17 protein-coding genes are annotated in these 23,298 nt (G+C 48.6%); 8 read left to right on the top strand and 9 right to left on the bottom strand.

Features of this window, described 5'->3' with window-relative positions:
• Positions 1–14 precede the first annotated feature (14 nt).
• Together U6B65_05365 and U6B65_05360 are read right to left on the bottom strand one after the other, a co-directional pair.
• Positions 15–662 (bottom strand): phosphoribosyltransferase, encoded by a 648-nt coding sequence (locus U6B65_05365; GenBank protein ID WRS28562.1) that lies wholly within the window; start codon positions 660–662, stop codon positions 15–17.
• Between the two features lie 278 nt (positions 663–940).
• On the bottom strand, positions 941–2,131 hold the full coding sequence (locus U6B65_05360) for an iron-containing alcohol dehydrogenase (GenBank protein WRS28561.1): 1,191 nt from the start codon (positions 2,129–2,131) through the stop codon (positions 941–943).
• A 454-nt stretch (positions 2,132–2,585) separates the two neighbouring features.
• On the opposite strand from U6B65_05360, the gene U6B65_05355 reads away from it, so the two are divergent.
• Positions 2,586–3,644, top strand: coding sequence for a hypothetical protein (locus U6B65_05355; protein ID WRS28560.1), 1,059 nt, complete (start codon positions 2,586–2,588; stop codon positions 3,642–3,644).
• Positions 3,645–4,291: 647 nt separating this feature from the next.
• Positions 4,292–6,871 (top strand): YfhO family protein, encoded by a 2,580-nt coding sequence (locus U6B65_05350; protein ID WRS28559.1) that lies wholly within the window; start codon positions 4,292–4,294, stop codon positions 6,869–6,871.
• A gap of 88 nt (positions 6,872–6,959) precedes the next feature.
• Here U6B65_05350 and U6B65_05345 read toward each other — a convergent pair whose 3' ends face one another.
• The gene (locus U6B65_05345) at positions 6,960–8,201 is read right to left on the bottom strand and encodes a DNA polymerase IV (GenBank protein WRS28558.1); all 1,242 of its coding nucleotides are present in this window, start codon (positions 8,199–8,201) and stop codon (positions 6,960–6,962) included.
• A gap of 177 nt (positions 8,202–8,378) precedes the next feature.
• On the opposite strand from U6B65_05345, the gene U6B65_05340 reads away from it, so the two are divergent.
• Complete coding sequence (locus tag U6B65_05340) at positions 8,379–9,185, top strand: alpha/beta hydrolase (protein WRS28557.1); 807 nt, start codon at positions 8,379–8,381, stop codon at positions 9,183–9,185.
• A gap of 396 nt (positions 9,186–9,581) precedes the next feature.
• The gene (locus U6B65_05335; GenBank protein WRS28556.1) at positions 9,582–10,340 is read left to right on the top strand and encodes a DeoR/GlpR family DNA-binding transcription regulator; all 759 of its coding nucleotides are present in this window, start codon (positions 9,582–9,584) and stop codon (positions 10,338–10,340) included.
• Between the two features lie 178 nt (positions 10,341–10,518).
• Here the strand turns inward: U6B65_05335 and U6B65_05330 are convergent, their stop codons facing one another.
• Positions 10,519–11,109 carry a GNAT family protein gene (locus U6B65_05330; GenBank protein WRS28555.1) on the bottom strand — a complete coding sequence of 197 codons (591 nt, stop codon included), beginning with the start codon at positions 11,107–11,109 and terminating at the stop codon, positions 10,519–10,521.
• Positions 11,110–11,509: 400 nt separating this feature from the next.
• Between U6B65_05330 and U6B65_05325 the strand changes: the two genes are divergently transcribed.
• The gene (locus tag U6B65_05325) at positions 11,510–12,463 is read left to right on the top strand and encodes a phosphoglycerate dehydrogenase (protein ID WRS28554.1); all 954 of its coding nucleotides are present in this window, start codon (positions 11,510–11,512) and stop codon (positions 12,461–12,463) included.
• 82 nt (positions 12,464–12,545) lie between these two features.
• On the opposite strand, the gene U6B65_05320 is transcribed toward U6B65_05325, so the two are convergent.
• Positions 12,546–14,696 carry a methyl-accepting chemotaxis protein gene (locus U6B65_05320; GenBank protein WRS28916.1) on the bottom strand — a complete coding sequence of 717 codons (2,151 nt, stop codon included), beginning with the start codon at positions 14,694–14,696 and terminating at the stop codon, positions 12,546–12,548.
• A 392-nt stretch (positions 14,697–15,088) separates the two neighbouring features.
• Between U6B65_05320 and U6B65_05315 the strand changes: the two genes are divergently transcribed.
• Positions 15,089–16,270 (top strand): MFS transporter, encoded by a 1,182-nt coding sequence (locus U6B65_05315; GenBank protein ID WRS28553.1) that lies wholly within the window; start codon positions 15,089–15,091, stop codon positions 16,268–16,270.
• A gap of 218 nt (positions 16,271–16,488) precedes the next feature.
• Here the strand turns inward: U6B65_05315 and U6B65_05310 are convergent, their stop codons facing one another.
• Positions 16,489–17,727, bottom strand: coding sequence for an IS110 family transposase (locus tag U6B65_05310; protein WRS28552.1), 1,239 nt, complete (start codon positions 17,725–17,727; stop codon positions 16,489–16,491).
• A gap of 284 nt (positions 17,728–18,011) precedes the next feature.
• Between U6B65_05310 and U6B65_05305 the strand changes: the two genes are divergently transcribed.
• Positions 18,012–18,191, top strand: coding sequence for a hypothetical protein (locus U6B65_05305; GenBank protein ID WRS28551.1), 180 nt, complete (start codon positions 18,012–18,014; stop codon positions 18,189–18,191).
• A gap of 27 nt (positions 18,192–18,218) precedes the next feature.
• On the opposite strand, the gene U6B65_05300 is transcribed toward U6B65_05305, so the two are convergent.
• From U6B65_05300 to U6B65_05290, 3 genes are all read right to left on the bottom strand, one after another.
• Positions 18,219–18,374: a hypothetical protein gene (locus tag U6B65_05300; GenBank protein ID WRS28550.1), complete on the bottom strand. Its 156-nt coding sequence runs from the start codon at positions 18,372–18,374 to the stop codon at positions 18,219–18,221.
• A 401-nt stretch (positions 18,375–18,775) separates the two neighbouring features.
• Complete coding sequence (locus U6B65_05295; protein WRS28549.1) at positions 18,776–18,955, bottom strand: hypothetical protein; 180 nt, start codon at positions 18,953–18,955, stop codon at positions 18,776–18,778.
• 76 nt (positions 18,956–19,031) lie between these two features.
• Positions 19,032–20,918, bottom strand: a complete 1,887-nt coding sequence (locus U6B65_05290) for an APC family permease (GenBank protein ID WRS28548.1) — start codon at positions 20,916–20,918, stop codon at positions 19,032–19,034.
• Between the two features lie 501 nt (positions 20,919–21,419).
• Here U6B65_05290 and U6B65_05285 point away from each other — a divergent pair.
• Positions 21,420–23,180 (top strand): methyl-accepting chemotaxis protein, encoded by a 1,761-nt coding sequence (locus tag U6B65_05285; protein ID WRS28547.1) that lies wholly within the window; start codon positions 21,420–21,422, stop codon positions 23,178–23,180.
• Positions 23,181–23,298 lie beyond the last annotated feature (118 nt).

Here is a 23,298-nt window from a genome sequence, read left to right as displayed (position 1 = left end):
CTTGTAAATTTATTTTATGTGGCACACTCGGTGTAGCCCTCACTGTTGACTACAGCGTCCAGACCATGGCCCTCTTTGCACATTTCGCATTCAGAGGAACGGTAAAAGCGGTAATCCGGAATATCTTCACAGGTGAACAGGGAATGAATCTCCTGCCCGTCAATTTCCGGCACAGCGCTGAACAGCGCCGAAATTCCCACCAAATTGCCCCCGTAATAGCTCAGACAGTCCAGTGCACGGCGAATGGTCTTGCCGCTGGTTACCGAGGCCACCATAATGATAACATTGCGGTCGTGAATCTTTTCCCGCATGTTCTGATGGAAGATCAGCTTGCCCTTCACACTGCTCATCGGTGTGAGAACATGGATATCCCCATTGGTGTTCATAACCAGATTGCCATCCTCCAGCAGCTCCTGGGCCAGATAAGAGGCAATGGCTTCTGTTCCCTCAAGGCATACGATAGCATCCACAATATCGTGTGTGAGATAAGGGATTGCCAGCTCCCGGGCCGCATCCTTGGCAACCAGCACACTGGATTTCAGCCCGCTCATATCAAAATAATGGCTGATATGGGAACTGCTGGTGGCAAAGTGGCCGGGCGTAACCTCAATGGTGATGAGTGGGTTTTTAGCGCAGGTCACCGTCATAGCTTTGCTTTCCATCCTCATTCTCCTTTAAAGTGTTAAGACTAGTATAGCATGAAACCTTTTAAGGCACAAATCAGCTTTTTCACACTTCTGATAGGCATGGATGATTTAGCCGGAGGCCCAGCTCTTCTGTATATACCTATAAAAAAGAGAGCAGGGCATAACCCTGCTCTCAGACTGTAGACACATCTTGTGCCGAAGGGGCACAATTCGGGGGAACTATGGGGGTGTAAACTCTTGTGTGCAGCCTCAGGGCAGGGAATAAATCCTGCTCTTATAAAAGGCAATAAAGATTAGAAATTCACTTCTGTATCGTAGTAGCAGCAGGTGAGGAGCTTTTCCATCTCGGCAGGAGTAATGCTGCGGGGATTGGAGCCGGTGCAGGCATCGCCCACTGCAAGCTCGGCAACCTTAGGCAATTTCTCCAGGAATTCCTTCTCATCGATAATGCCGCCCTCATAATCCTTGATGCAGGAGGGGATATCCAAAGTTTTGTTCATACCCTTCAAATGGGCGATAAGAGCATCCACCAACTCATCGTCGGTTTTGCCTTCCAAACCAAGGAACTTGGCAATTTCGCCGTATCTCTTGGCAGCGGTCTTATCCTTGGCGTTGAATTTGATAACTTTGGGGAGATACATGGCATTGGCACAGCCATGCACAATATGTCCACCGGAATAGGCGGCACCGGTTTTGTGCGCCATGGAATGTACGATACCCAGCAGGGCGTTGGAGAACGCCATACCAGCAAGGCACTGGGCATTGTGCATCTTGGCACGAGCCTCTTTATCGCCATTGTAGGAATCTGCCAGATACTGGCTGACCATCTTGATGGCATGCAGAGCCAGAGGATCGGTGTAATCGCAGTTCAAGGTGGAAACATAAGCTTCAATGGCGTGAGTCATGGCATCCATACCGGTATGAGCGGTGAGCTTCTTAGGCATTGTTTCAGCCAGATCCGGGTCTACGATGGCAACATCCGGGGTGATGTTAAAATCGGCCAGAGGATATTTAATCCCCTTTTGGTAGTCGGTGATAACCGAGAAAGCGGTAACCTCGGTAGCGGTGCCGGAAGTGGAAGGGATGGCACAGAATTTAGCCTTGGTGCGCAAGGCGGGGAAGTTAAAGGGGATGCACAGATCTTCGAAAGTGGTTTCGGGGTATTCATAAAAAGCCCACATTGCTTTTGCAGCGTCGATAGGGGAGCCGCCGCCGATGGAAACAATCCAGTCAGGCTCAAAATCCCGCATGGCCTGAGCACCCTTCATAACAGTTTCAACAGAAGGATCAGGCTCAACACCTTCAAAAAGCTGAACCTCCATACCGGCCTGCTTCAGGTTGGAAACAACTGTATCTAAGAAGCCGAAGCGCTTCATGCTTCCGCCGCCCACAACCACAATTGCTTTTTTACCTATAAGAGTTTTAAGATTCTCAATAGAACCTGCACCGTGATAAAGATCTCTTGGTAATGTAAATCTTGCCATTCTGATAAACCTCCTGCTGATTTATTCGGGTTTCGGGGTGTACAGGGATTTGGATAATTATTTAACAAACAAGCTTAAAAAAGAAAACAACCTTTAATCTAGCCTCTCTATAAATAAGAGGACTATATCGATATTATAATACTGATTTAATTGGTTGTCAATACATATTATATTGGTTTTTGACCGAAAAGCCTTGCGTTTTTTAGTTAAAAAGCAATGCGCTTAAATTCACAGAGATGGAAAAAACAGCAAAGGTATTCAGCGGGTTGTTGGCGAAAGAAGGAAAACTTCAGAAAAATTCCACATTGCCGCGTTCAGTTTCTGGGATAAGTGACGAAGTATATAAATAGTAGTCATGTAAAGCAGTGATACGCTTAATTGGCAGCTCACTGGGTTTTTAAAATATAGAATTGGGGCTCCCGGATACACCACAGGGGGGTTGGAGGAATAAATAATGGCTAATAATACTTTGCGATCCACCGGCCGGCCAGCTGATCTTTCGTCACCATCCGATATACTTCGGCAGATACCTGTGGCGCTGCTTTTAGCGGTGGTATATACTTCGTTTATGGTATTTATTCAACTGCTGCTTCCCTATTCGGGCGAGCACCGGGAAAAGATTGCCGCGCTGCTTCCTTCCCTTCGGGAATATGGCTTTATGATGGCAGGGGCCTTTATTTGCTCCACTGCGGCGGTTATTGGGGCCTCAGAAGGAGAGGGCAGGGGCCCAAAGCTGTTTTTGCCCTTGCTGCTTGCCTGCTTTGGCGCATGGTGTGTTATCCCTAATTTCAGCGGCCTGCTGCTTCAGGGCACGCCCGGCACAGCATCCTTCAACGATACACTGGTCTCAGTGGCAGGAGGAATGGTGGTTAGTGCTCTGCTTTTGCTCCTTGCCTTTTTATGCATCCCCAAATTGGATTCCAATGGCGAAAAGGCCAGAGTTAAATCAGGCTATCAGCTGAATGTCGTGGGGCTTCTTCTGAAAATACTTCTGCTCACCGTTGTTTATGTGGTCCTGTATTTTGTAAGCTGGTATTTTCTGCAATGGCGCTTTGAGGCTGCACGGGTTTTCTTTTCTGGTGTAGCTGAAAACCAAGGAATGGATACGGAGCTGGTTAATGTATTGCTCACAAATATCCGCTTGATTCCGGTGCTTCTTCTCAAAGGATTGGCCTATGCTCTGATTGCGGTGGTTCCCCTACGCTCTTTTTTGGATAAGCGGTTGAGCTATATGGTGCTGGTGGCTTTGCTGTTTTTATCGGATGCCGCCATGCTGTTGGGGCCTTCGCCGCTGATTCCTGCGGATGTGCGTATGGCCATGGCACTGGATAGAGGCGTCAGCCTGCTGCTGTTTGGCCTGCTGACTGGCTTTTTGCTGCATGGCTGCTATATCCCCAATCCGGCGGCAGAGGTTACCCGCACGGCCGCTGTTCGTTCTGGGGCGGCAGGCGCAAGACCTGCGGCTGCTCGGCCACGGCAGCCTGCTGATCCCACAAGGCCGGTGGCTCGTTAAATTGGCTCTTGACAAAACTAACTTGGGGGCTTTATAGTAATAGAGTCTTAAAGTGTAATTTTGTTCTGTGAAATTATAAGCATATACGTTTGGCTAGAACCGCAATTTTAATAAATTGCAAGGGATTTCCTGCAAATGCTTTTGCAGGAAGACGAACAGCCTGACCCCGGCTTATGGCCGGGGTTTTTGTTGCGGAATTTTCATTTTTAATTTATTAAGCAACAAAAGGCTTTTTCGAAATAGTGAATTTTTTTCCTTTGCTGCCGGGGCTGATTGTATTTGCCTCGAAACAGCGCTGTTGATCCCAAGCCATACAGATGTAATCGGAGGTGCACCGGCAGGCATAAGCGTGCGGCCTGCATACAATCAAAACGGCTTTAAATATAGGGTCTGTTTTGCTGGAGCGGTATTGTATAAAGTTATTTGCACAATCCATAAAACTAGGCTTGATGTGGAGGTGCATTCTCAGGATAGAAAACATTTTAAATCACAGTGAAAAACGAATTCTACTATAATTGAGAAAAAAATACATAGTATAATAGAAAGCGGTTTTTTTGGGTACAGGACATAGGGCCAAGAAAACGACAACGAGATTTCTGTCCGGCCTTTTGGATTGGCTGTAGCAAATCAAAGGAGAACATGAAAAGATGCATTTAAAGAACAGAATCGGCCGATGGGAGCTTTTTCTGGCTTTTATTCTGCCGGTGGCCATTGCTCTGGCTGTATTTATGATTTTAGGCGCCTACCCTTTTGGAGACAGCACTTTGCTGACTCTGGATATGGATAGCGAATACATTGACTATTATGCGCAGATTCACCGTTTTTTCCGGGGAGAGGGGAGTCTTCTTCGCTCCTGGAATATGGGCATGGGGCTGGATATGCTGGGGCTGGTGGCCTTTTATACGGCAAGCCCTTTTTTGCTGCTGGTTGTATTGTTTCCGTTGGAGAAAATCACTGAGGCCGTATTGCTTATGACCTTGCTCAAACTGGGCTTGGCCGGGCTGCTTTTTTCGAGTTATACCCGTTATACCTTTGAATTGAAGGGGCATATGAACGTCGCTTTTTCGGTGGCTTACAGCCTTCTTTCTTACAATCTGGCCTATACCTCCAATCTGATGTGGCTGGATGTAGTAGCCTTTTTGCCGCTGGTGGCCATGGGAGCGGAAAAGCTTCTGCGGGAAAATAAGTGCAGGCTTTTCTTTCTCAGCCTGATCTATATCTTTATCACCACCTACTATATTTCTTTTATGGCTGGGGTTTTTATTTTCCTCTACTTCACTGCCGTTTATTTTGCGGATAGCCGCTACAGCCACAGCTTTCGGGAGTATCTGGCTAAGCTGGGGCGCTTTGTTGGTTCGGCTTTTTTAGCGGCCTGCTGCTGTGCCGCTCTTTTGCTGCCTGCCTTTATGAACCTGCGGGACGGGCAGGAGGGCATGTGGGAGCTTACCATTACCCACAAGCTGACTTATACCTTCACTGAACTGATGGCCAAAATGACAGTGGGTGCCTATGATTCGCTGACCAATTCAGGCTCACCCAATATTTTCTGCACAACGCTGGCACTGCTGCTGGTGATTGTCTTCTTCCTCAGCAAGGCCATATCCGGGCGGGAAAAGGTGATTTTTGGCCTGTTCACCCTTTTTATGCTGGTGAGCTTTTCCTACAGTGCTTTGGATTTGGCATGGCACGCCTTTGAATATCCCACTTGGTATCCCGCACGTTATTCCTTCGTTTTCGGATTTTTACTGCTGCATATGGGGCTTCGCTGTGTCAGCCATATTGAGCAAATCAGCGCTAAAGTGCTGGGGGTGGCCTGTGGTATTTTGCTGTTGATTTTGGGGCTGGTGGCTTTGGAGCAGTTCGAAGAGGTCACTTGGCAGCAGCTTGTTGTTACGGGGCTTTTTGCGCTGATTTATACCATTCTTCTGTTTATGGCAGGGCGCTCCGGTTACAATGCCAGAGTGCTGGCGGTGTTTATGCTCACCGTGATCTGCTGCGAAACCTATCTCAATTCCTTTACAATTATTGATGGCATTTCCAAACAGTTCGGCTATACCGAATATCAAAGCTATACAGAGTATCGCCAGCAGTATGAACCGGTTGTCAAGAAGCTCCAGCAGCAGGATCAAGGGCTTTACCGCATGGAGCTGACAAAGCTGCGCTCCGCCAATGGGGGAATGGGGCTGGGCTATAGGGGGATTTCCCACTACAGCACCACCACCGACCAACGCCTCAACCGCCTGCTTCACCTTTTGGGCTATGATATCGGCACCATCAATGAGGTGCGCTTTAATACAGCCACTCCTGTGACCAATTCCCTGCTGGGTATCAAATATATCTTGTCGGAAACCCCTCTGGAGAATCACTATACCCTTCTGGATTACGATGGCCAAACCTATGTGTATGAGAACCCCGCTGTGTTCCCGATGGCATTCTTTGCCAACGAGGATGTTGTTGGTATTTCCTTGGAGGGCTACGATGCGTTTGTGGCTCAGAATTATCTCCTCAGCTCTCTTTTGGGAGAGGAATACGACGATATCTTTACACCGCTGGAGGTTTCGGATATCAAAGCAGCGAACCTGCAAAAGATTGAAGCCGAAGACTTTACTCAAATGGAGAAGCTGAGCTTGCTGGATGGAGCCAAGCTGCGTTTTATCGTGGAAAACCCCCAGAGAAAGCCGGCCTATGGTTTGATCAAGGTTTATAAAAACAAATATTTCAAGGCGGCGGATACCTTTATTAACAATAGGGAGGCTGGGCCTTATTTCTCTTACCGCCACGATGGAGTGCTGACATTGGGCAGCGAAGAAAATATAAACCTTACTTTTAATGTGAATTCCGACCGCCTGCGCTATCAATCGGCTGATTTTTACTGTATGGATACAGAACTGCTGGCGCAAGCGGCTAAGCAGGCCAATGAGAGTGCTATGGAGCTTTCTTATTTTGATGACCGCACCCTCCGGGGAACTTTATCCGCTCCCGACGATGGGATTATCACCACCACCATCCCTTTTGATAATGGTTGGCGAGTGAAGGTGGATGGCAAAGAAATTCCCACCGAAGCTGTAGCAGAAGTTTTTCTGGGCGTTCCGGTGACACAAGGCGAGCATACGGTGGAAATGGTCTATACACCGGCCGGATGGAATACCGGCTTGTTCCTTTCTTTCTTGGGAATCAGCACCGCTGTATGTATCTGGGTTTTCAGCCGTCGGCAAAAGCAGAAATAAACCGACTGCATCACGAAAGAAGCGCAGACCCTTCACCTTGATTGGTGCGAGGTCTGCGCTTTTTTATTTCTTAGAGCAAGAAAGGGTTTTAATCCTCTTTTTCGTGATGATCCTGAATGCCCAAATCGTTTTTCAGAATGCTGCCGGGCGAGATGCTTTCAGCACCAAAACGGTCACGGATGCGGTCCATAGCCTTTTCAAGCTGTTCCCTGCGGGCAGTATCCGCCGGAGCATTGGCTTCAAACAGCGAAAGCTGTGTGGGGGCCTCGCCGATAGGCACCAGCTTGGAGGCAGTCAGAGTCAGCATGCGGATGGGCACGCCGATTTTCCAAGAAGCAAGCACAATTTCAAGCCCCTCCCGGGCCAGCTCTGCCGCCAGAAAGGTGGGGTTTCTCAGACCTCTCTGCCGGGTAATCACCTTCAAGTTGGTATCCTTAATGGTAACCTGCAAAGTCATGCATTGGAGCCCCGCCTTGCGCAGACGCACCGCAACGCTGTCTGCCAAAGCGGTCAGGCCCGTTTTGATATCCTCCTGAGTCACCAAGTCACGGCGAAAGGTCATGCCGTTGCCCACCGACTGGAGCTCCGGTTCCTCACCGGCATGGAGCACCGGGCTATCTTCCAAGCCGTTGGCGTAAAGGTGCAGCTGGGAACCGATCTTTCCCAGCCGCCTGCTGAGCATTTCTTCGTCCGCAACAGCAAGCTCTCCAATGGTGTGGATATACAGCTTATCCAAGCTTTCCTGCGTGGCTTTCCCCACCATCAGCATGGCAGAGGCGGGGAGAGGCCAGACAATTTCATGGTAATTCTCGCGGCTGATGTGGGTGACAGCGTTGGGCTTTTTGTAATCCGAGCCCAGCTTAGCAAAAATTTTGTTGTAGGATACGCCCACAGAAATGGTCAGGCCCACTTCCTTTTCCACACGCCTGCGGATTTGATGGGCCAGCGCCACACCGTCGCCGCCAAACAGGTGCAGGCTGCCGGTTACATCCAAAAAGCTTTCATCAATACCAAAGCGCTCCACCTGATCGGTATACTGCTCATAAATGCTGTTGATGATACGGGAGTAGTGGGAATAGAGGTGATGCTGAGCGGCCATCAGCACCAGCTCCGGGCATTTCTGGCGTGCCTGCCAGACTGTATCGGTGGTTTGAACATCAAAGCCTTTGGCCAGCTGATTTTTGGCCAGAATGATGCCCCGGCGGCTCTCTGGATCACCGCAGATGGCCATGGGTACTTTGCGAAGCTCAGGATGAGAAATTTCCGCCACGCTGGCAAAAAAAGCGTTGCAGTCACAGTGCAGGATGACACGGTCTTGCTTTGCATTCACAGCGTTTTCTCCTCCTTGCTTTGAGTGGTTTCAGGGCAAGTATACATCGTCCAAGCTGTTTGCGCAACTCCACCAAGAAAAATGACAGCATAGTGGTTCTAGCGGACTTCCCTGAGCGCATAGGGTTAGACAGGATCAGCACTTGCAAGGTATCCGCTTGAAATGGGAGGCTGCTGTATGTATTATTTGTGTGTGGAACGCAATGTTCGTCTGCAAATTTCGGATATCAACCCCCGGGGCAGCAAAACCTGTGTGTTTGTGCACGGCTGGCCCCTAAGTATGGATATGTATGAGCTGCAAACCAATGTCCTGCCCGAAATGGGCTATCGGTGTGTGCTGCTTGATCTGAGAGGCTTTGGCGGCTCTGACCGGCCATGGGATGGCTATGGCTATAACCGTATGGCGGATGATCTCCACAGCGTGATCTGTTCCCTTGGGGTGCCGAGCGTGCAGCTTATTGGCTTTTCCATGGGTGCAGCGATCTGCATCCGCTATATGGCAAGGTATAAAGGGTATCGGGTTCAGAAGCTGGCTCTGTGCGGTGCGGCGGCTCCCTCCTTTGTGCAGAGGCCCGGCTACCCCTATGGAAAAACCCTTGCGGAAGTCAATTCCATTATCACAAGTCTTTATCAGGACCGCCCGGAAACGGTCCGGGAGTTTGTGGAGCAGCTTTTTGCCTCCAATCCGCCTGCGGCCTTTAAAGAATGGATGCGCTCCCTTTGCTTGGAAGCAGCGGGATATTCCACCATTAAGGCGTTGGAGGCCCTTCGGGATGAAGATGTGCAGGCGGATTTGAAATCCATTTGTGTACCCTGCGGCATTTTACATGGAAGGTTGGATCGAATATGCTCCTTTTCTATGGCGGAGGTGCTGCATCGGGAAATTGCCCAAAGCGTTCTCTATCCCTTCGATCAGAGCGGCCACGCTTTAAATTGTGATCAGCCGGAAGTTTTCAACAAAACCCTTATGGATTTTTTAAACTGAAGAATTTGCCTTCTCTGCTATTTCTTTCATCCCATATTTGGCGTATTGACAGAGTGGCGGCGATAAAAAGCTATTGACAAATCGAAAAATGAGTTCTTCTTGGATATATTATTGGAATCAATTGGGTAATTATAAAGTACAACTTGGAGAATTATTGGCGTAATCCTCCCGAATCCATTCGCTTATACTATAAACCCCACTTATTTTTACAGCTTTATTCGACAATATATACAATAAAATTGCAAAAAAATTAAGATATACTGCTGAAAAACAGTTGAATGCGAATTAAATATATCTGAAACTTGACTAGCATTTGCTTTACATGTATACTTAAATAGCTAGACTATCATCGTATGCTTGGCTGCTCCGGCAGCTGACGGGAAAGGTGACGCTGATATGCGTTCCAAACGAATTAACGAGATTGAAAACTACATTTTTGAAAATGGTACTGTATCGCTGGATAATTTGTGCCAGAAATTCGGTGTTTCCAAGAATACAATTCGCCGGGATGTGGATGAAATTGTGGCCCGGGGAACCATCCGTAAAATATATGGCGGGGTCAGTGTCCGTACTGCTAAGGAAATGACCTCCTTTGATGAGCGCAATGTTCGCAATTTGGCGGCCAAAAAGCGTATAGCAGCCAAAGCTGCTCAGCTGGTTGAGGATGGAGATGTTATCTTTATCGATTCGGGTACCACTACCCGGCATATGATCGAGTTTTTAAAGAATGTCCCCAACCTGACCATCATCACCAATAATTTGGAGGTGATTGTTCGGGCCGTGCGTTATAAAAACATCAATGTGCTCTCTTTATCCGGTACCCTTGATCGCAAGACACTGTCTTTTGTGGGCCCAAGTGCTGTTGATGTGCTGCAAAGTTTTAATATCAGCAAAGCGTTTATGAGTTCCACCGGTATTTCCAGCAATGGGGATGTGACGCATTCTTCTCCTTTAGAGTATGATATTAAGCGCATGGTGGCGCAAAACAGCCAGCAGGTTTATCTGTTGGTGGATGCCAGCAAGTTTTATGTGGTTTCCCTGATGACCTTTTGCTCTCTCAAACACGTGAACGCCATGATTACCGATCAACAGCCCCCGGATAGCATTCTCAGCCATCTTAGAGGCAACAATCAGGCTCTCTATGTGGCAGAATGACCTCTGGCACTTACAAGAGTGTTGGTTAGAGAAGCTTATTTTACTTAATAAAGCTTAGTAAACTGAATAAAAAACGTTTCGATCAATGACTCAGTTTTGGTCGCCCTTTTAGCCGTCTTTTAAAGGACGGCTTTTGTTGTTGGTAAATTGAGAAAGTGTTGGGTATATCCAAAACCAGTTAGTTTTTAGTCTTGGCTCCGCCGAGAGAAATGAGTGAGGGAAGAGAGTGCTTTTTACCGGCGGCATATTCCTCTCTTGTGATGGAATAGCACAGCACATCCAGCACCTGCCCATCATAGAGCTGGGCCGCCTTGCGCAGCAAACCTTCATAGGAAAAGCCGCATTTTTCAATCACCCGCCGGGAGCGCTGGTTGTGAGGGTAATGATCTGCCGAAAGCAGCTGTGCACCATGCACCTCAAAGGTATAGGAAACCAACGCCTTGGCCGCTTCGGTCATGTAACCGTTGCCCCATGCTGTTTCCGCCAGCGCATATCCCATGGAATAGGCACCCGCAACACTGCGGCGCCTTGCATCGCCTCGCAGGCTGATACTGCCCAGCAATTCTGCGGTATCCAGGCTTTCGATGGCCCATAGCTCCTCCTGTTTTCTCAGTGAGCGAATGACCCGGAGGCTTTCTTCTTCATTTTGGTGGGGCTTCCATCCGGCATCCGGCCCCACATGAGGGCTGCTGGCCCATAGAAAAAGGGCGGGAGCATCCGGTTCTTCCATTGGCCGCAGACGCAGGCGGCGGGTTTCAATAATATCCAAGTGGCAGTCTCCTTATCTTATAGCGAAAACTTTGTTAGAGCTGTAAGCGGTATATTATTACGCACGTTTCTTGGGTAATTGTATCACAATCAGCTTAAAGTGCACAGCCCTATTTCGCAGAACCCTAACGATTGGGTGTGCATCTCTTTAAACAAATTCTTGCGAAGACGGCCGGTAAGAGAAGAAAATCCGTTGACACGGAGCATGCAGGCTGGTATACTAAATTTGTATTTACATAGCCTCTCCGCAGATGATAGGGGGATGCCTTATTCCCTGTATACACCGCAAGCGGGAGGGCGTTTTGTAAACGTTCAGCAGCATCCGGTAAAGGGACTGATTTTTGACTGTGCGGACCGTGCCGATTTGCCTGTTATTAGAATAATGGAAAGGAATGCTGATTATGAAAGTGCTTTGTACACCATCTTCCTTTAAATCCAAGGAGGAAATCCCTGCTCTGACCGCTTTGAAGGAATTTGCGGATGAAATTGTCATCAACCCCCAGCACCGCCCCTTGGAAGAAGACGAGCTGATAGAGCTGCTTCAGGATTGTGATGGTATGGTAGCCGGTATTGATTTTATTACTACCAGAGTTCTGAACGCCTGCCCCAAGCTGAAAGTGGTTTCCCGTTATGGCGTAGGCTATGATCGTGTAGATATTGCTGCCGCCAAGGAAAATGGCATTGTGGTTACCAATACCCCCGGCGCCAACGCCATGGCTGTGGCTGATTTGGCAATAGGCTTGCTTCTGGCTGTTGCCCGGGAAATTCCCCGTCTGGATAAAGGCATGAAGGAAGATAAATGGCTTAAATCCGATGGTGTGGAAATTTATGAGAAGACCATTGGTATTCTGGGCTTGGGCGCTATCGGCAAGGGTGTTGCCAAGCGTGCACAGGGCTTTTCCATGAAGGTTCTGGCTTATGATCCGTTCATGAACATGGAATATGCCAAGAGCAACAACATTACCCCTGTTTCTCTGGATGAGTTGTTGGAGCAGTCTGATTTTATCAGCTTGCATCTGCCTGCCACTCCCGAAACCTTCAACCTGCTGGATAAAGCGGCCATGAGCAAGATGAAGAAGGGTGCTATCATTATCAACACTGCCCGCGGCGGTATTATTGATGATGGCGCAGCCTATGAGCTGCTCAAATCCGGGCATCTGGGCGGCATGGGAATTGATGCTTTTGTGGATGAGCCTCCCAAGCACATTCCTCTGTTCGATTTGGATAATGTAGTGCTGACTCCTCACACCGCTGCTCACACTGCCGAGGCTATGAACAATATGGCCAATATGTCGGTGCAGAATCTGATTGATGTTCTCAGCGGAAAAGAATGCCCCTTTATTGTGAATCGTTAATTCTATAGCTTGCATAAAAAGATTGCCCTTGCCGGAAACCCGGCAGGGGCAGTTTTTTTAGCTGTCAGCAGAGAAGCTCATATTAATATTTTGTCGATGGCGCATTCAGAGCAAACCCGTTTGCTCGATTGGGTTCACTGAAAAGGGCAGGGGCCGGGCTAAAATCCTGAGCGGTTTCTTCTTCCAGGCGGAATTTGGCAACCTCCTGACGGAGTATAGAGGCCTGTGCGGTCAGCTCCTCGCTGGCTGCGGAGCTTTGCTCGGCGGTGGCCGCATTGGTCTGCACAACAGCGGATACTTGCGAAAGGCCTTGGGTAATTTGCTCAATGGCGCTTGCTTGCTGGGCAGAGGCAATATCAATTTCTTTGATCAGCTTTTCCACCATGGCGGAATTTTTCGCTGTTTTCTCCAGAATCAGTCCGGTGTCGTGTGCGATCTGCTCACCGTTGGCCACGGTTTGGGCGGAATGCCCGATCAGCTCCGCTGTCTTTTTGGCAGCCTCAGAGGATTTTGCCGCCAAATTGCGGACCTCATCTGCAACAACGGCAAAACCTTTACCCGCAGCACCTGCACGAGCGGCTTCAATAGCGGCGTTGAGAGCCAGAATGTTGGTCTGGAAGGCGATATCCTCTATGACCTTGGTAATGTTGGTGATCTGGGCGGAGGCATCTCCGATTTCCTTCATTGCCGTAATCAAATGCTCCATATAGCGGTTGCTTTCGCTGAGGTTTTCACCGGCTTCGCCCATATGCTCGGAGGCTTGGCGGACATTAGCGGCGTTCCCGGCAGCTTGATCAGCCACCAGGTGGATGGCAGAAGAAAGCTGCTGGATTGAGGAGGCCTGTTGGGTGGAACCGGCTGCCAGTGCCTGTGCGCCGCTGGAAACCTGAGAAGAACCGGAATACACCTGATTGGCAGAGGTGTTGATTAAAAGCAGAGTGTGGTTCAGGGATTCGGAGATACGATGAAAAGCGGATTTAATGGCGGAAAATTCCCCTGCATAATCCTGCTCAAGGCGAATGCACATATCGCCCTGTGCCATACGGTCCAATACATGGGTGATTTCTGCGATGTAAGAGGCATACTGGTTAAGCTGCATAACAGTGCGGTTGAGAGCGATTCCCATACGCCCGATCTCATCCCGTGTCTGCACATCCACCGCTATATCCAGCCGGCCTTCCGCAATAAGATCCGCTGTTTTGGTCAGCTTCCTGATGGGGGTAACAATACCGTTGGAGATCATCACCAGAATAATCAAGACCAGCACAAGTGCAAGGATAAAGCTGATCAGCATAGTACGCAGCACTTGGGTATATTCCTGATAAAATTCAGTGGCAGGCAGCCCGGTTGCCACCACCCAGCCGGTGTCTCCCACCGGGGTAACATAGCCGTGGGCATCCACCCCATAAGAAGAATATTCAACACTGCCTTCACTTTTAGAGAGCAGTGCCTCCTTGATGTTGGGGGACATATCTGCATCTTGAATACTTTGGTTTATGATCTCGCCCACAGGGTGATAAATAACCTTGCCGGCTCCGGTAACCAGAACATAAAAACCGGTATCGCCCAGTGTGTAGGATTGGATTGTCTTGGCCAAATCATCGAGAAGAATATCCACGCCGGTTGCCCCGATGATTTCTTGTGTTCCGCTTTTGAATACAGGAGCCACAATGGTTACAATCTGGGATTTGGTTACAAAATCCTCATAAGGCTCGGTCATAATGGGCTGCTTTGCAATATCCAGCTCTAAAAACCAAGGGCGCTGGGTTACATGAAAGTCAGACCCGGAAATATAGCCATCCGACTGGGCCAGCGTGCTGGAATCAACATCCGCCACCCAAGCGGAAAGAATGGTGCTTTCGTTGGATTTATGTACATTTTCCAAAGTTCGCCGAACAGCTGTGAAATCCTTATAACGGTCGATTTTTCCGCCTGATTTCACTCCGTTAAAAAGAGCCTCCATTTGGCTGTTGGAAGAAAGCTGTTTTGAGACTTCAAGGTATCGCTCAAAATAGCCCTTAATGTCGTTGGCGGCGGATTGAGATTTCGCACTCAGCTCATTGTTGCTCAAATGTGAAACCGAGTTTGCTACTAAGCTTAACAGCATGCCGCCGACTGCCAGATAGGAAAGAATAACAGATCCACCCAAAAAAAGCAGAATCTTAGACCGCAGGGTCTTCATTCCCTTGAGTTTTTTGCCGGAAGTGCTGCTTGGGCTGTCTTTTCTTTTCATAAACACACCTACTCCTCCTTAGATCGTGGAAATGTTGCCAAAAAGTGCTCTCCCTCGCATGCCGCAAAAAGGAGGGGAGCGATTGTGAGACAAAAGCGGGGTTAAAAAATAAAAGCTACAATTCTCCTATAAAATATAAGGTTATTATACTACTTTTTACCAGCAAGTCCACCTGATGAGGGGAAAATCGGCGATATATAAGAGAAGGTAAAATCTTTCAGGGAAATATATAGAGCAAAACAACAAAAGGTCTGTCTCATGTAAGGCTAAGAAAACACTTTGGCTCTTTACAATTGACAGAATTTGGTAGTAGTGCTATCATCTGTTTATGTTCGAATATCTCCCCGGTATTTTAAGATTACTAAATAAAATGCGGCAGGAGGCACTTATATATGGTTTTTTTGGCACTCATCTATCTGGCATTTGTCAGTCTGGGGCTTCCCGATTCTCTTTTGGGGTCATCGTGGCCTTTGATGCAGCAGACCTTTGGGGTACCGGTGCGAAATGCCGGGTATATCTCGGTGGCCATTTCCTGCAGCACCATTGTTTCCAGCCTGTTTTCTCACCGAGTTATACAGCGGTTTGGCACCGGAAAAGTCACAGCGGTCAGCGTTGCCATGACAGCGCTGGCGCTTCTTGGATTTTCTTATGCGCCGTCTTTTTATTGGCTGTTGCTTCTTGCTATTCCCCTTGGATTGGGTGCAGGTGCAGTGGATTCCGGCCTCAATGAGTTTGTGGCTGAGCATTATGAGGCTTACCATATGAGCTGGCTGCACTGCTCTTGGGGAGTGGGCGCTATGCTGGGGCCGGTTCTGATTTCCTTTTTATCCCGGCAGGGTGGGGGCTGGCGCAGCGGTTATTTTGGCGTTGCCATGATTCAGGTTGTGCTGGTGGTTCTGCTTCTTTTTTCTCTGCCTATGTGGAAAAAAATGGCAGCCAAAGCCTTGCCTAATCCCAATCAGGCCGAGAAGCTCCCGGAAAAAAGAGTGGGATTGTTTAATTCCTTGCGGCTGGCTGGTGCGCCCAGTGCTATGCTGGCCTTCTTCTTTTATACAGCGGCGGAAAACACCTTTATGCTTTGGGGTGCCAGTTATTTAGTCAACACACGGGGGCTAGGGGGAGAATCGGCCGCTGGGTGGAGCTCCCTTTTCTTTGTGGGAATCACGCTTGGGCGTTTTATAAGCGGCTTTGCTTCGCTGCGGATTGGCTCTGAAGGCTTAATTCGTATAGGGGAGGCGACCATGTTCACCGGGCTGATTTTGCTGCTGCTGCCTCTGCCCGTTCCCTTTGCATTGGCGGCATTTGTGCTGGTGGGCACAGGGTTTGCGCCTGTTTTTCCTTCTTTGCTGCACCAAACCCCGGTTTATTTCGGCAAAGAGAACGCACAGGGAGTTATGAGCCTGCAAATGGCCAGCGCCTATGCGGGTATTACCCTCATCCCTCCGCTGTTTGGTCAGATTTTTGAGCGGAGCTCTTTTCATTGGCTGTCTCCGCTCTTGCTTCTTTGTGGGATTGGGTTATTTCTATGCACTAAACGGCTTTCGGGTCTGAGCCAAGAGAGCGAAGCAAAATAGGCGGCATGCCGCCCAGATTGTTTTGGCCTAACGGATGCAGGAGAGGTTTTCCTTTGACGGCACCTTGTTTTTGTGCTATACTCATTCCACCTTGAATCTGTTGTGAAAAGCCTGCAAATAAGAAGTCAATAGGAAAATGAAGAAAAACAGCAACGCGAAAAGGTGGAACACTAATAGGCCGCCGCCAGTAGCGCCGACCAAAGCTATGCGGAACGAGTTTAGCGAGATAGCCCAGTGGAATCCATATCCACAGGCTTGTCCAGAGTATTCATGTATTCCTTTACCCTGCCGTAGTAAATACGCAGGAATTTGTTACAGCCAGCGGTCATGTAGACATGATAGGGCTTACCCTCGGCTCGTTTTTTGTTCAAAAACTGAAACACAGGGTCGTCTGGGGGCGCTTTTTGCAGCAGGATTGTCATGAGGATAAAGAGCGTCTTTCGCAGTTCCGGAGAGCCCCGCTTTGACGAACGCGTGCTTTTCGCCTCGTAGCTTCCGGACTGGTTTGCGCCCGGGTCAACCCCTGCAAAGGCCGTCAAGGAGCCCTTGTGTGCAAAGCGGCGAACATCGCCAATCTCCGCCATAAGCTGCGGCCCGAGAGATTTTCCGGCACCATACAACCCCATAACCACTTCGTATTCAGGAAGCTCCTGTGCGAGCCGGTTCATCTCCGCGCGGAACACCTCCACGGTTTTGGAAACGGTACCCAGTTGTGTAATTGCTTCCTGCACCATCACTTTGGACAGCGGATTTTTCGGCAGCATGGCAATCAGTTCTTTCGCTTCCGCGTGAATCTGGGCAGCTTTGGCGGTACTGAAATTGTATCCGTGCCGCTTGCACCACTTGCGGTAACGCTCCACGAAGGAGATCTGTCCTATACCCCTTACGCAGTCCACGTGCCAGAAGGACGCGGCGAAATCCACCCACTTCTGGCTGCCATCCGCACGAACGGGGCTTTCAAAGAGGGCGTTGACTCCGGGGTAGGTCTGGTCAAGCAGGGCAATGAGATTGTTCTTCAGCGCCGTCTTGTTCTTGGTGTACAGACCATATTGCCGGTTCATGCTTTTCAGTTGGTAGCGAATCGTATCCATAGGAGTATGTTGGCGCAATTCGGCCCAGTTGTCAAGGCCATACCGGGCAATCTTGAGCGCATCCGCTTTGTCCGTCTTGACCTTACGGAGCGAGTTATTCCCGTATTCCTTGATGAGCAGCGGATTGACCGCACTGACAAAAACTCCGGCGTCATGCAGCATCTGGGCCACCGGTTCATAGTACCGCCCCGTGTGTTCCAGAACCACCCGCGTCTCGCCCTCCAGACTTTTCAGCCGCTTTGTCAGCTCGCTGAGTTCACTGGAGGTGTGGCGTACCTCATAGGGCTTTGCCACCAGCTCCCCAAAGGGACGAAGAACCGACACCATGCTTTTCCCTTTGGAAATATCTATCCCGACTGCGTTCATAACCCCACGCTCCCATCACAGATTTACAATTGGCGTACCATCCTTTTCTCACTGCCGATTCTATCTGTTTGATGACACGAACGCGCCGGATGGCGGCTCTACCTGCACAAATCGAACGCTGCGAGCGAGAGGATGACTGACTGACTTTTCAACGGACGCGAAGTCCTTGGAGATAACCGCCAGGCCTATTGTCCTCTCATTCTATCAGCTTAGGCAATGAAATGGATAATGGCGCAACTGGATGCTGCGCCACCAACCAAATATATAGTAACAGGAGAAAGAGTATGGAAAAGTTTGTTCCTTTGGAAAAACTTTCAAAAAAGCAAAAACGGGCTTTGCATGCAGAGCGGAGGAAAACTTGGGGTGAACTGAACCCGGTGAGCCGCAAAGCAGAAAACCCACGGGCATATAAAAGAGAAAAAGCGCAGAAATGGAGGGATGAATCCTCGTTTCTGCGCTTTTGATATTTCTGGGGGATAGCTTGTCCCAATTTACTGAATGGGGCCAGCCTTTTCTTTTGTGTGTTTGGCCTTTCCCTGAAGCTCGGGAACGGGCTGAACATCGTTTTTGGGGTAATGAGGTTTGTGATTGCTTTCAGTACCGTGGGGCTCCCTAGGATCAGGGCGGCGCATACCTGCCTTGGCCATGATAAGACCTCCTGAGGATATTTTAACGTTAGCTTTCCCAAATCATATGGCTTCATACAAGTGAAGAGGTCATTTCGGGCGGTTGCAATCATCCCCGGGGCATAGTTTTTGAAACAAGGAGGTGGCAAACATAGATTTGCTCAGCTCATTGAAAAAAACGCTCAGGCAATAGAATTCATCTGTTGTAAGATGGGTAAAGAAATAGTTGGTCAGTGCCGTAATCAATACGTTCAGCTCACAAGGAGTCACAGTAATCACCCTGAAACAGTATATGCGATGTTGGGGTAAAATGGTCAGCCGCTTTGGCCCAATAATATGGCCAAAGACATTGTTTAGGCAGTTGTATCCGCATTTTTTGCGCAGAATATATTTTTTTCGCCCAGATCTGTCTTACCGGTTCTCTATTGCTTGGAGCCGCCTGACAGCTCGATTTTTCCATGCTTCTGCTCGTATGCTTCAAGGCAATCCCGAATCAGGATCAGAATTTGGCTGTTGGCCGAGCAACCCTCATAATCCGCCACAACATGAAGCTTGTTGAGCATTTCTTCTTCAATGCGGATGGAAAGACTTTTAATAGCCATATTATCACTCCTAACATTTACTGAAAGGCCCGGAAATCAGCAGAGGGGCTGCGCTGATTTCCGGGCCTTGTTGTTTTTATTGCTGAACGGATTTTTCCGGCTTTTTATAGTGATAAGGGATGATTACCGAAGCAACCCGCCGATAGGAGCGAAGCTTGCGCTCAATAAAATAGGTGGTTTGGTTGTGCAGAATCTTATCCATAAAGCGGTTTTCCACAAACTTGATAAACACCACCGAAAGAATCGGCCCGTTGGCCAGTTTTTCTTCCGCCTGTGAAATGTATTCCTCCAGCGGTGGAATAATATCCCGATAGGGTGCTTCCACAATTTCCAAAGGAACCTCAATCCCGGTCTGTTCCCAAAGCTGCTTGAAGCGCTCGGTGGATTCACTGTCCACCGAGATGTGGAGCGCTGTTACATTGGCGCTCATAGTATTGGCATAGTTGAGAGCCTTGATAACAGGCTTGGAGAAGGAGGAGGCCAGCACAATACAAGGGAGGTGGTCGGCACTTGTACAGGGCTTGTACAGCTTTTTAGCAGTCTCGGCATCGATAATGACATCTTGCTTTACAAAAGAATAGTGCCTTTGAATATACAGCATGATCAGGGAGAGCAGAGGAATCGCGATGGCCAGCATCCACGCTCCATCTGCAAATTTGGTCAGGAACACGATTGCCATACCCACAAGGCTCATAAAGGTGCCAATAGCGTTGATGATGAACTTATGCCTCCAACCGGGCTGCTTGGTTTTAATCCATCTAAAAACCATTCCCAGCTGTGCCAGTGTAAAGGAAAGAAACACGCCAACCGAATACAGGGGGATCAAATGGTGAGTATCCGCTTTGAAAACAATCAGCAAAATGCCGCCTACCACAAAGATGAACATAATGCCGTTGGAAAAACTCAGCTTGCTTCCACGTTGGGCAAACTGATGGGGCATATAGTCATCGTGAGCCAAAAGAGCCAGCAGAGTGGGCAGGCCGTTATAGGCTGTATTGGCGGCAAGAAGCAGAATCAAAGAGGTTGCAAACTGTAGAATATAAAAGAGGAAGCCCTTGCCGAAGATCGCTTCACCCATCTGGGAAATAACAGTCTGGCCTTGCGCCGGAACCACTTCAAGCCGGGTAGCCAGCAAAATAGAGCCGCCAAAAATAAATAGAATGATGCCCACAAGAACATACAGCACATGCTTTGCCACCTTGGTGGAAGGCTCTTTAAAAGAAGGCACCGCATTGCTGACCGCCTCAATACCAGTCAGAGCCGAGCAGCCGGAGGAAAAGGCCTTGAGCAGCAGGAGCAGCAGCATACCGCTGGTTAGAGCCTGCTGCTGAGGCAGGGTATGGCTGTAGGAGATGGGAACCAGAGTTCCGCTGAAAAAACGAACCAGGCCTGTTACAATCAGCAGAAACATTACAATTATAAAGCAGTAGGTGGGAATCCCAAATACCTTGGAAGATTCACTGATGCCCCTGAGATTCAACAAGGTAATCACTGAAAGGAACAGCAGAGCCACCAGAACCCGGTATTCCATAAATTGGGGGAAAGCCACCAAAAAAGCAGCTGTCGCCGAGGAAAGGCTCACCGCCACAGTCATGACATAGTCAATAATCAGGGAGGAGGCCGCCAAGAGGGAGGCCTTTTTTCCTATGTTTTCAGCAGAAACAATGTATGAGCCCCCGCCATTGGGGTAGCTGTCAATAATTTGGGAATAAGAAAAAGCCAGAATCAGCAAAAGAAGCAGGATAGGGAGCGCCACATAATCCACATAGCCTACGGCTGCAAAGCCTAAAACCGGAACCAGAACCAGCAGGATTTCCTCTATAGCATAGGCGACTGAGGAAACCGCGTCTGAAGCCATGATGGGAAGCCCCCACGCCAGATTAAGCTTTTCGTGGCTTAAATCAGCATTTTTCAGAGCTTTCCCAAGGAAAATATCTTTAAGGTGTATTCGTTTGTGTTGCATTTCAAAAACCTCTCTGTAAGCTGCTTGTGTTATCCTAAATCGGATGGCTTGGATACAGCTACACAGCATTATATTATACCCTTAGATGGCAAAAATTCAATGGGTTTTATTAAAATTAGCTAAATTTTTCTTTTTGGTATGCGGCCAAAAGATATATATTGGTGAAATACTACTTTACTATAATGCTGTCACTGAATTGCTGTCGGTGACTTAATTCCAGTCAACAATGGGATTTTATGGTAATTTTTATTTACAATATCTAGCAAAAAAGTATAGATTGATTCTTGACAATTATGAATATACAGATTAGAATGTAATGATCTTATCCACATTTTAGAAGCGGCTTTGCCTGCTTTATACATATTGCTCCAAACCGTACGGCCAGTTCGCTTATCAACTTGCGGCTAACCTGTGCTCTGCAGGGACTGCAGCTTTGAAACCACCATAAAAGGTGCTTTAAAGCAAAGGGATGTAAAACACCAAAATTGAGGAGAGGTATCAATGAACAGGTTTAAGGATCTAAAAATGCGGACAAAATTACTGCTGTCATTTTCTACAGTGGCTCTTTTGACAGTAATTGTTGGGATTAGTGCGGGAATCAGCCTATATATTCTCAACCATGAGCAGGAGTATATGTATACCGGCCCTATACAGGGGATTATTTATTCTTCACAAATGGAAGCCCTTCTTTACGAGAATCGTGTTGCGGTTCGGGAGATTATCATCAATATTGATAATGCCGAAAAAATAAAGGGTTACACCAACACTATCCGCCAAAGTAATACGGCATATTCTGATCTGTTGAATCAATATAGCCACCTTACCGTTGACAAACATGGAGAAGAGAAACAGCTTCTGAAGGATATTTCTACCCAGTTTGGCCAAAGCTATCAGCCAGCTCTTGAGGCCATTGCTGTTGCTGCGGAACGTGGTGATGTGAGTGGGGTCAATAAGTCTCTGGCTGAGGTGCTCCCTGTAGCGGAAAAATTGTTTTCCAGTGCCAGTGATCTGAGCGCTTATAATCTGCGTTATGCCCAGGAAACCTTTGAAGAGGGCAGCCGCACTGCAACTTTTGCAACTGTGGTCACAATAGCGCTGGTGCTTGTGGCGATAGCATATGCGATTGTGGCTGGGCTTTACATAGCCAATATCGTTGCAGCTCCCACCCAAGAATTGGCAGAGGCGGCCCGGCGTATTGCCCTCGGTGATGTGGATGTCCAGTTGGAGGTACGTTCTAAGGACGAGCTTGGTGTTTTGGCAGAAGCCTTTAATGAAATGGCGGGTGCCATTCAGGAGCAGGCCGGGGTTCTTTCGGTTATTGCTACTGGGGATTACACCAGCAGCATTCAGGTTCGCTCTGAAAAGGATGTAGTGAACCGTGCCATTTCTCAAATGCTGGATAGCAACAACAAGCTGATTTCCGAGATCAGAGGTGCGGCGGGGCAGGTTTCCGCAGGTGCACAGCAGGTGGCGCAGGGAGCTCAGGAGCTTGCCTCCGGAGCCAGCCAGCAGGCCGCCAGTGTGGAGGAGTTTTCTGCCACTTTGGATAGTGTTCGTATCCAGACTGCCGATAATGCCTCCGCTGCTCAAAAGGCATTGGAGTTGACCCGTGAATCCGAGGCTTTAATGTCCAACACCATTGGCTCCATGAACCGTGTCTTGGAATCCATGCAGAGCATTGATGAAAGCTCCAAGAACATTACAAGGATTATCAAGGTAATCGATGACATTGCCTTCCAGACCAATATTCTTGCTCTCAATGCGGCTGTAGAAGCGGCCAGGGCTGGCCAGCACGGCAAGGGCTTTGCCGTGGTAGCCGACGAGGTTCGCAATCTGGCGGCTAAATCAGCAGCTGCTGCAAAAGAAACCGCGCTCCTTATAGAAGGAAGCTCTCAAAATGTTCAGGAGGGCAACCGAATTGTTGAGCGGGCCAATTCCGATCTGGCCGCTGTTACCAAAACCTCCGCAGAAAACCAAAACTGGATTCGGCAGATTGCCGCCGCTTCAGAAAGCCAGAATCAGGCCATCGTTGAGCTGAATTCGGGGATTGATCAAATAGCACAGGTGGTTCAGGCCAACTCGGCCGCATCCGAGCAATCGGCCGCCGCATCCGAGGAGATGTCCGCACAGGCTGGTGTGCTCAATGGCGTTGTAGAAAGGTTCCGTTTGAGGCAAGATTCTGTTCTTTACACCTCTTCTGAGTCTGAAATACCCAATATTTTCACTGGGTTTGCCATGTCAGCCGGATCGGATAAATACTAACTGTAATGTGCATCAACATGGTCAAAGCCTGTATGCTGAACTTCTGGTTTCAGCACACAGGCTTTACCTTTCTCCAAGGGTATAGCAGCAAAAAAGCCTCCCATTATAAAAATGAAAG

Source organism: Oscillospiraceae bacterium MB08-C2-2 (genome assembly GCA_035621215.1).
Taxonomy (GTDB): domain Bacteria; phylum Bacillota; class Clostridia; order Oscillospirales; family Ruminococcaceae; genus WRAV01.
Note: the sequence above shows the minus strand (reverse complement) of the source record. Positions and strands in the feature narration are given on the sequence as shown.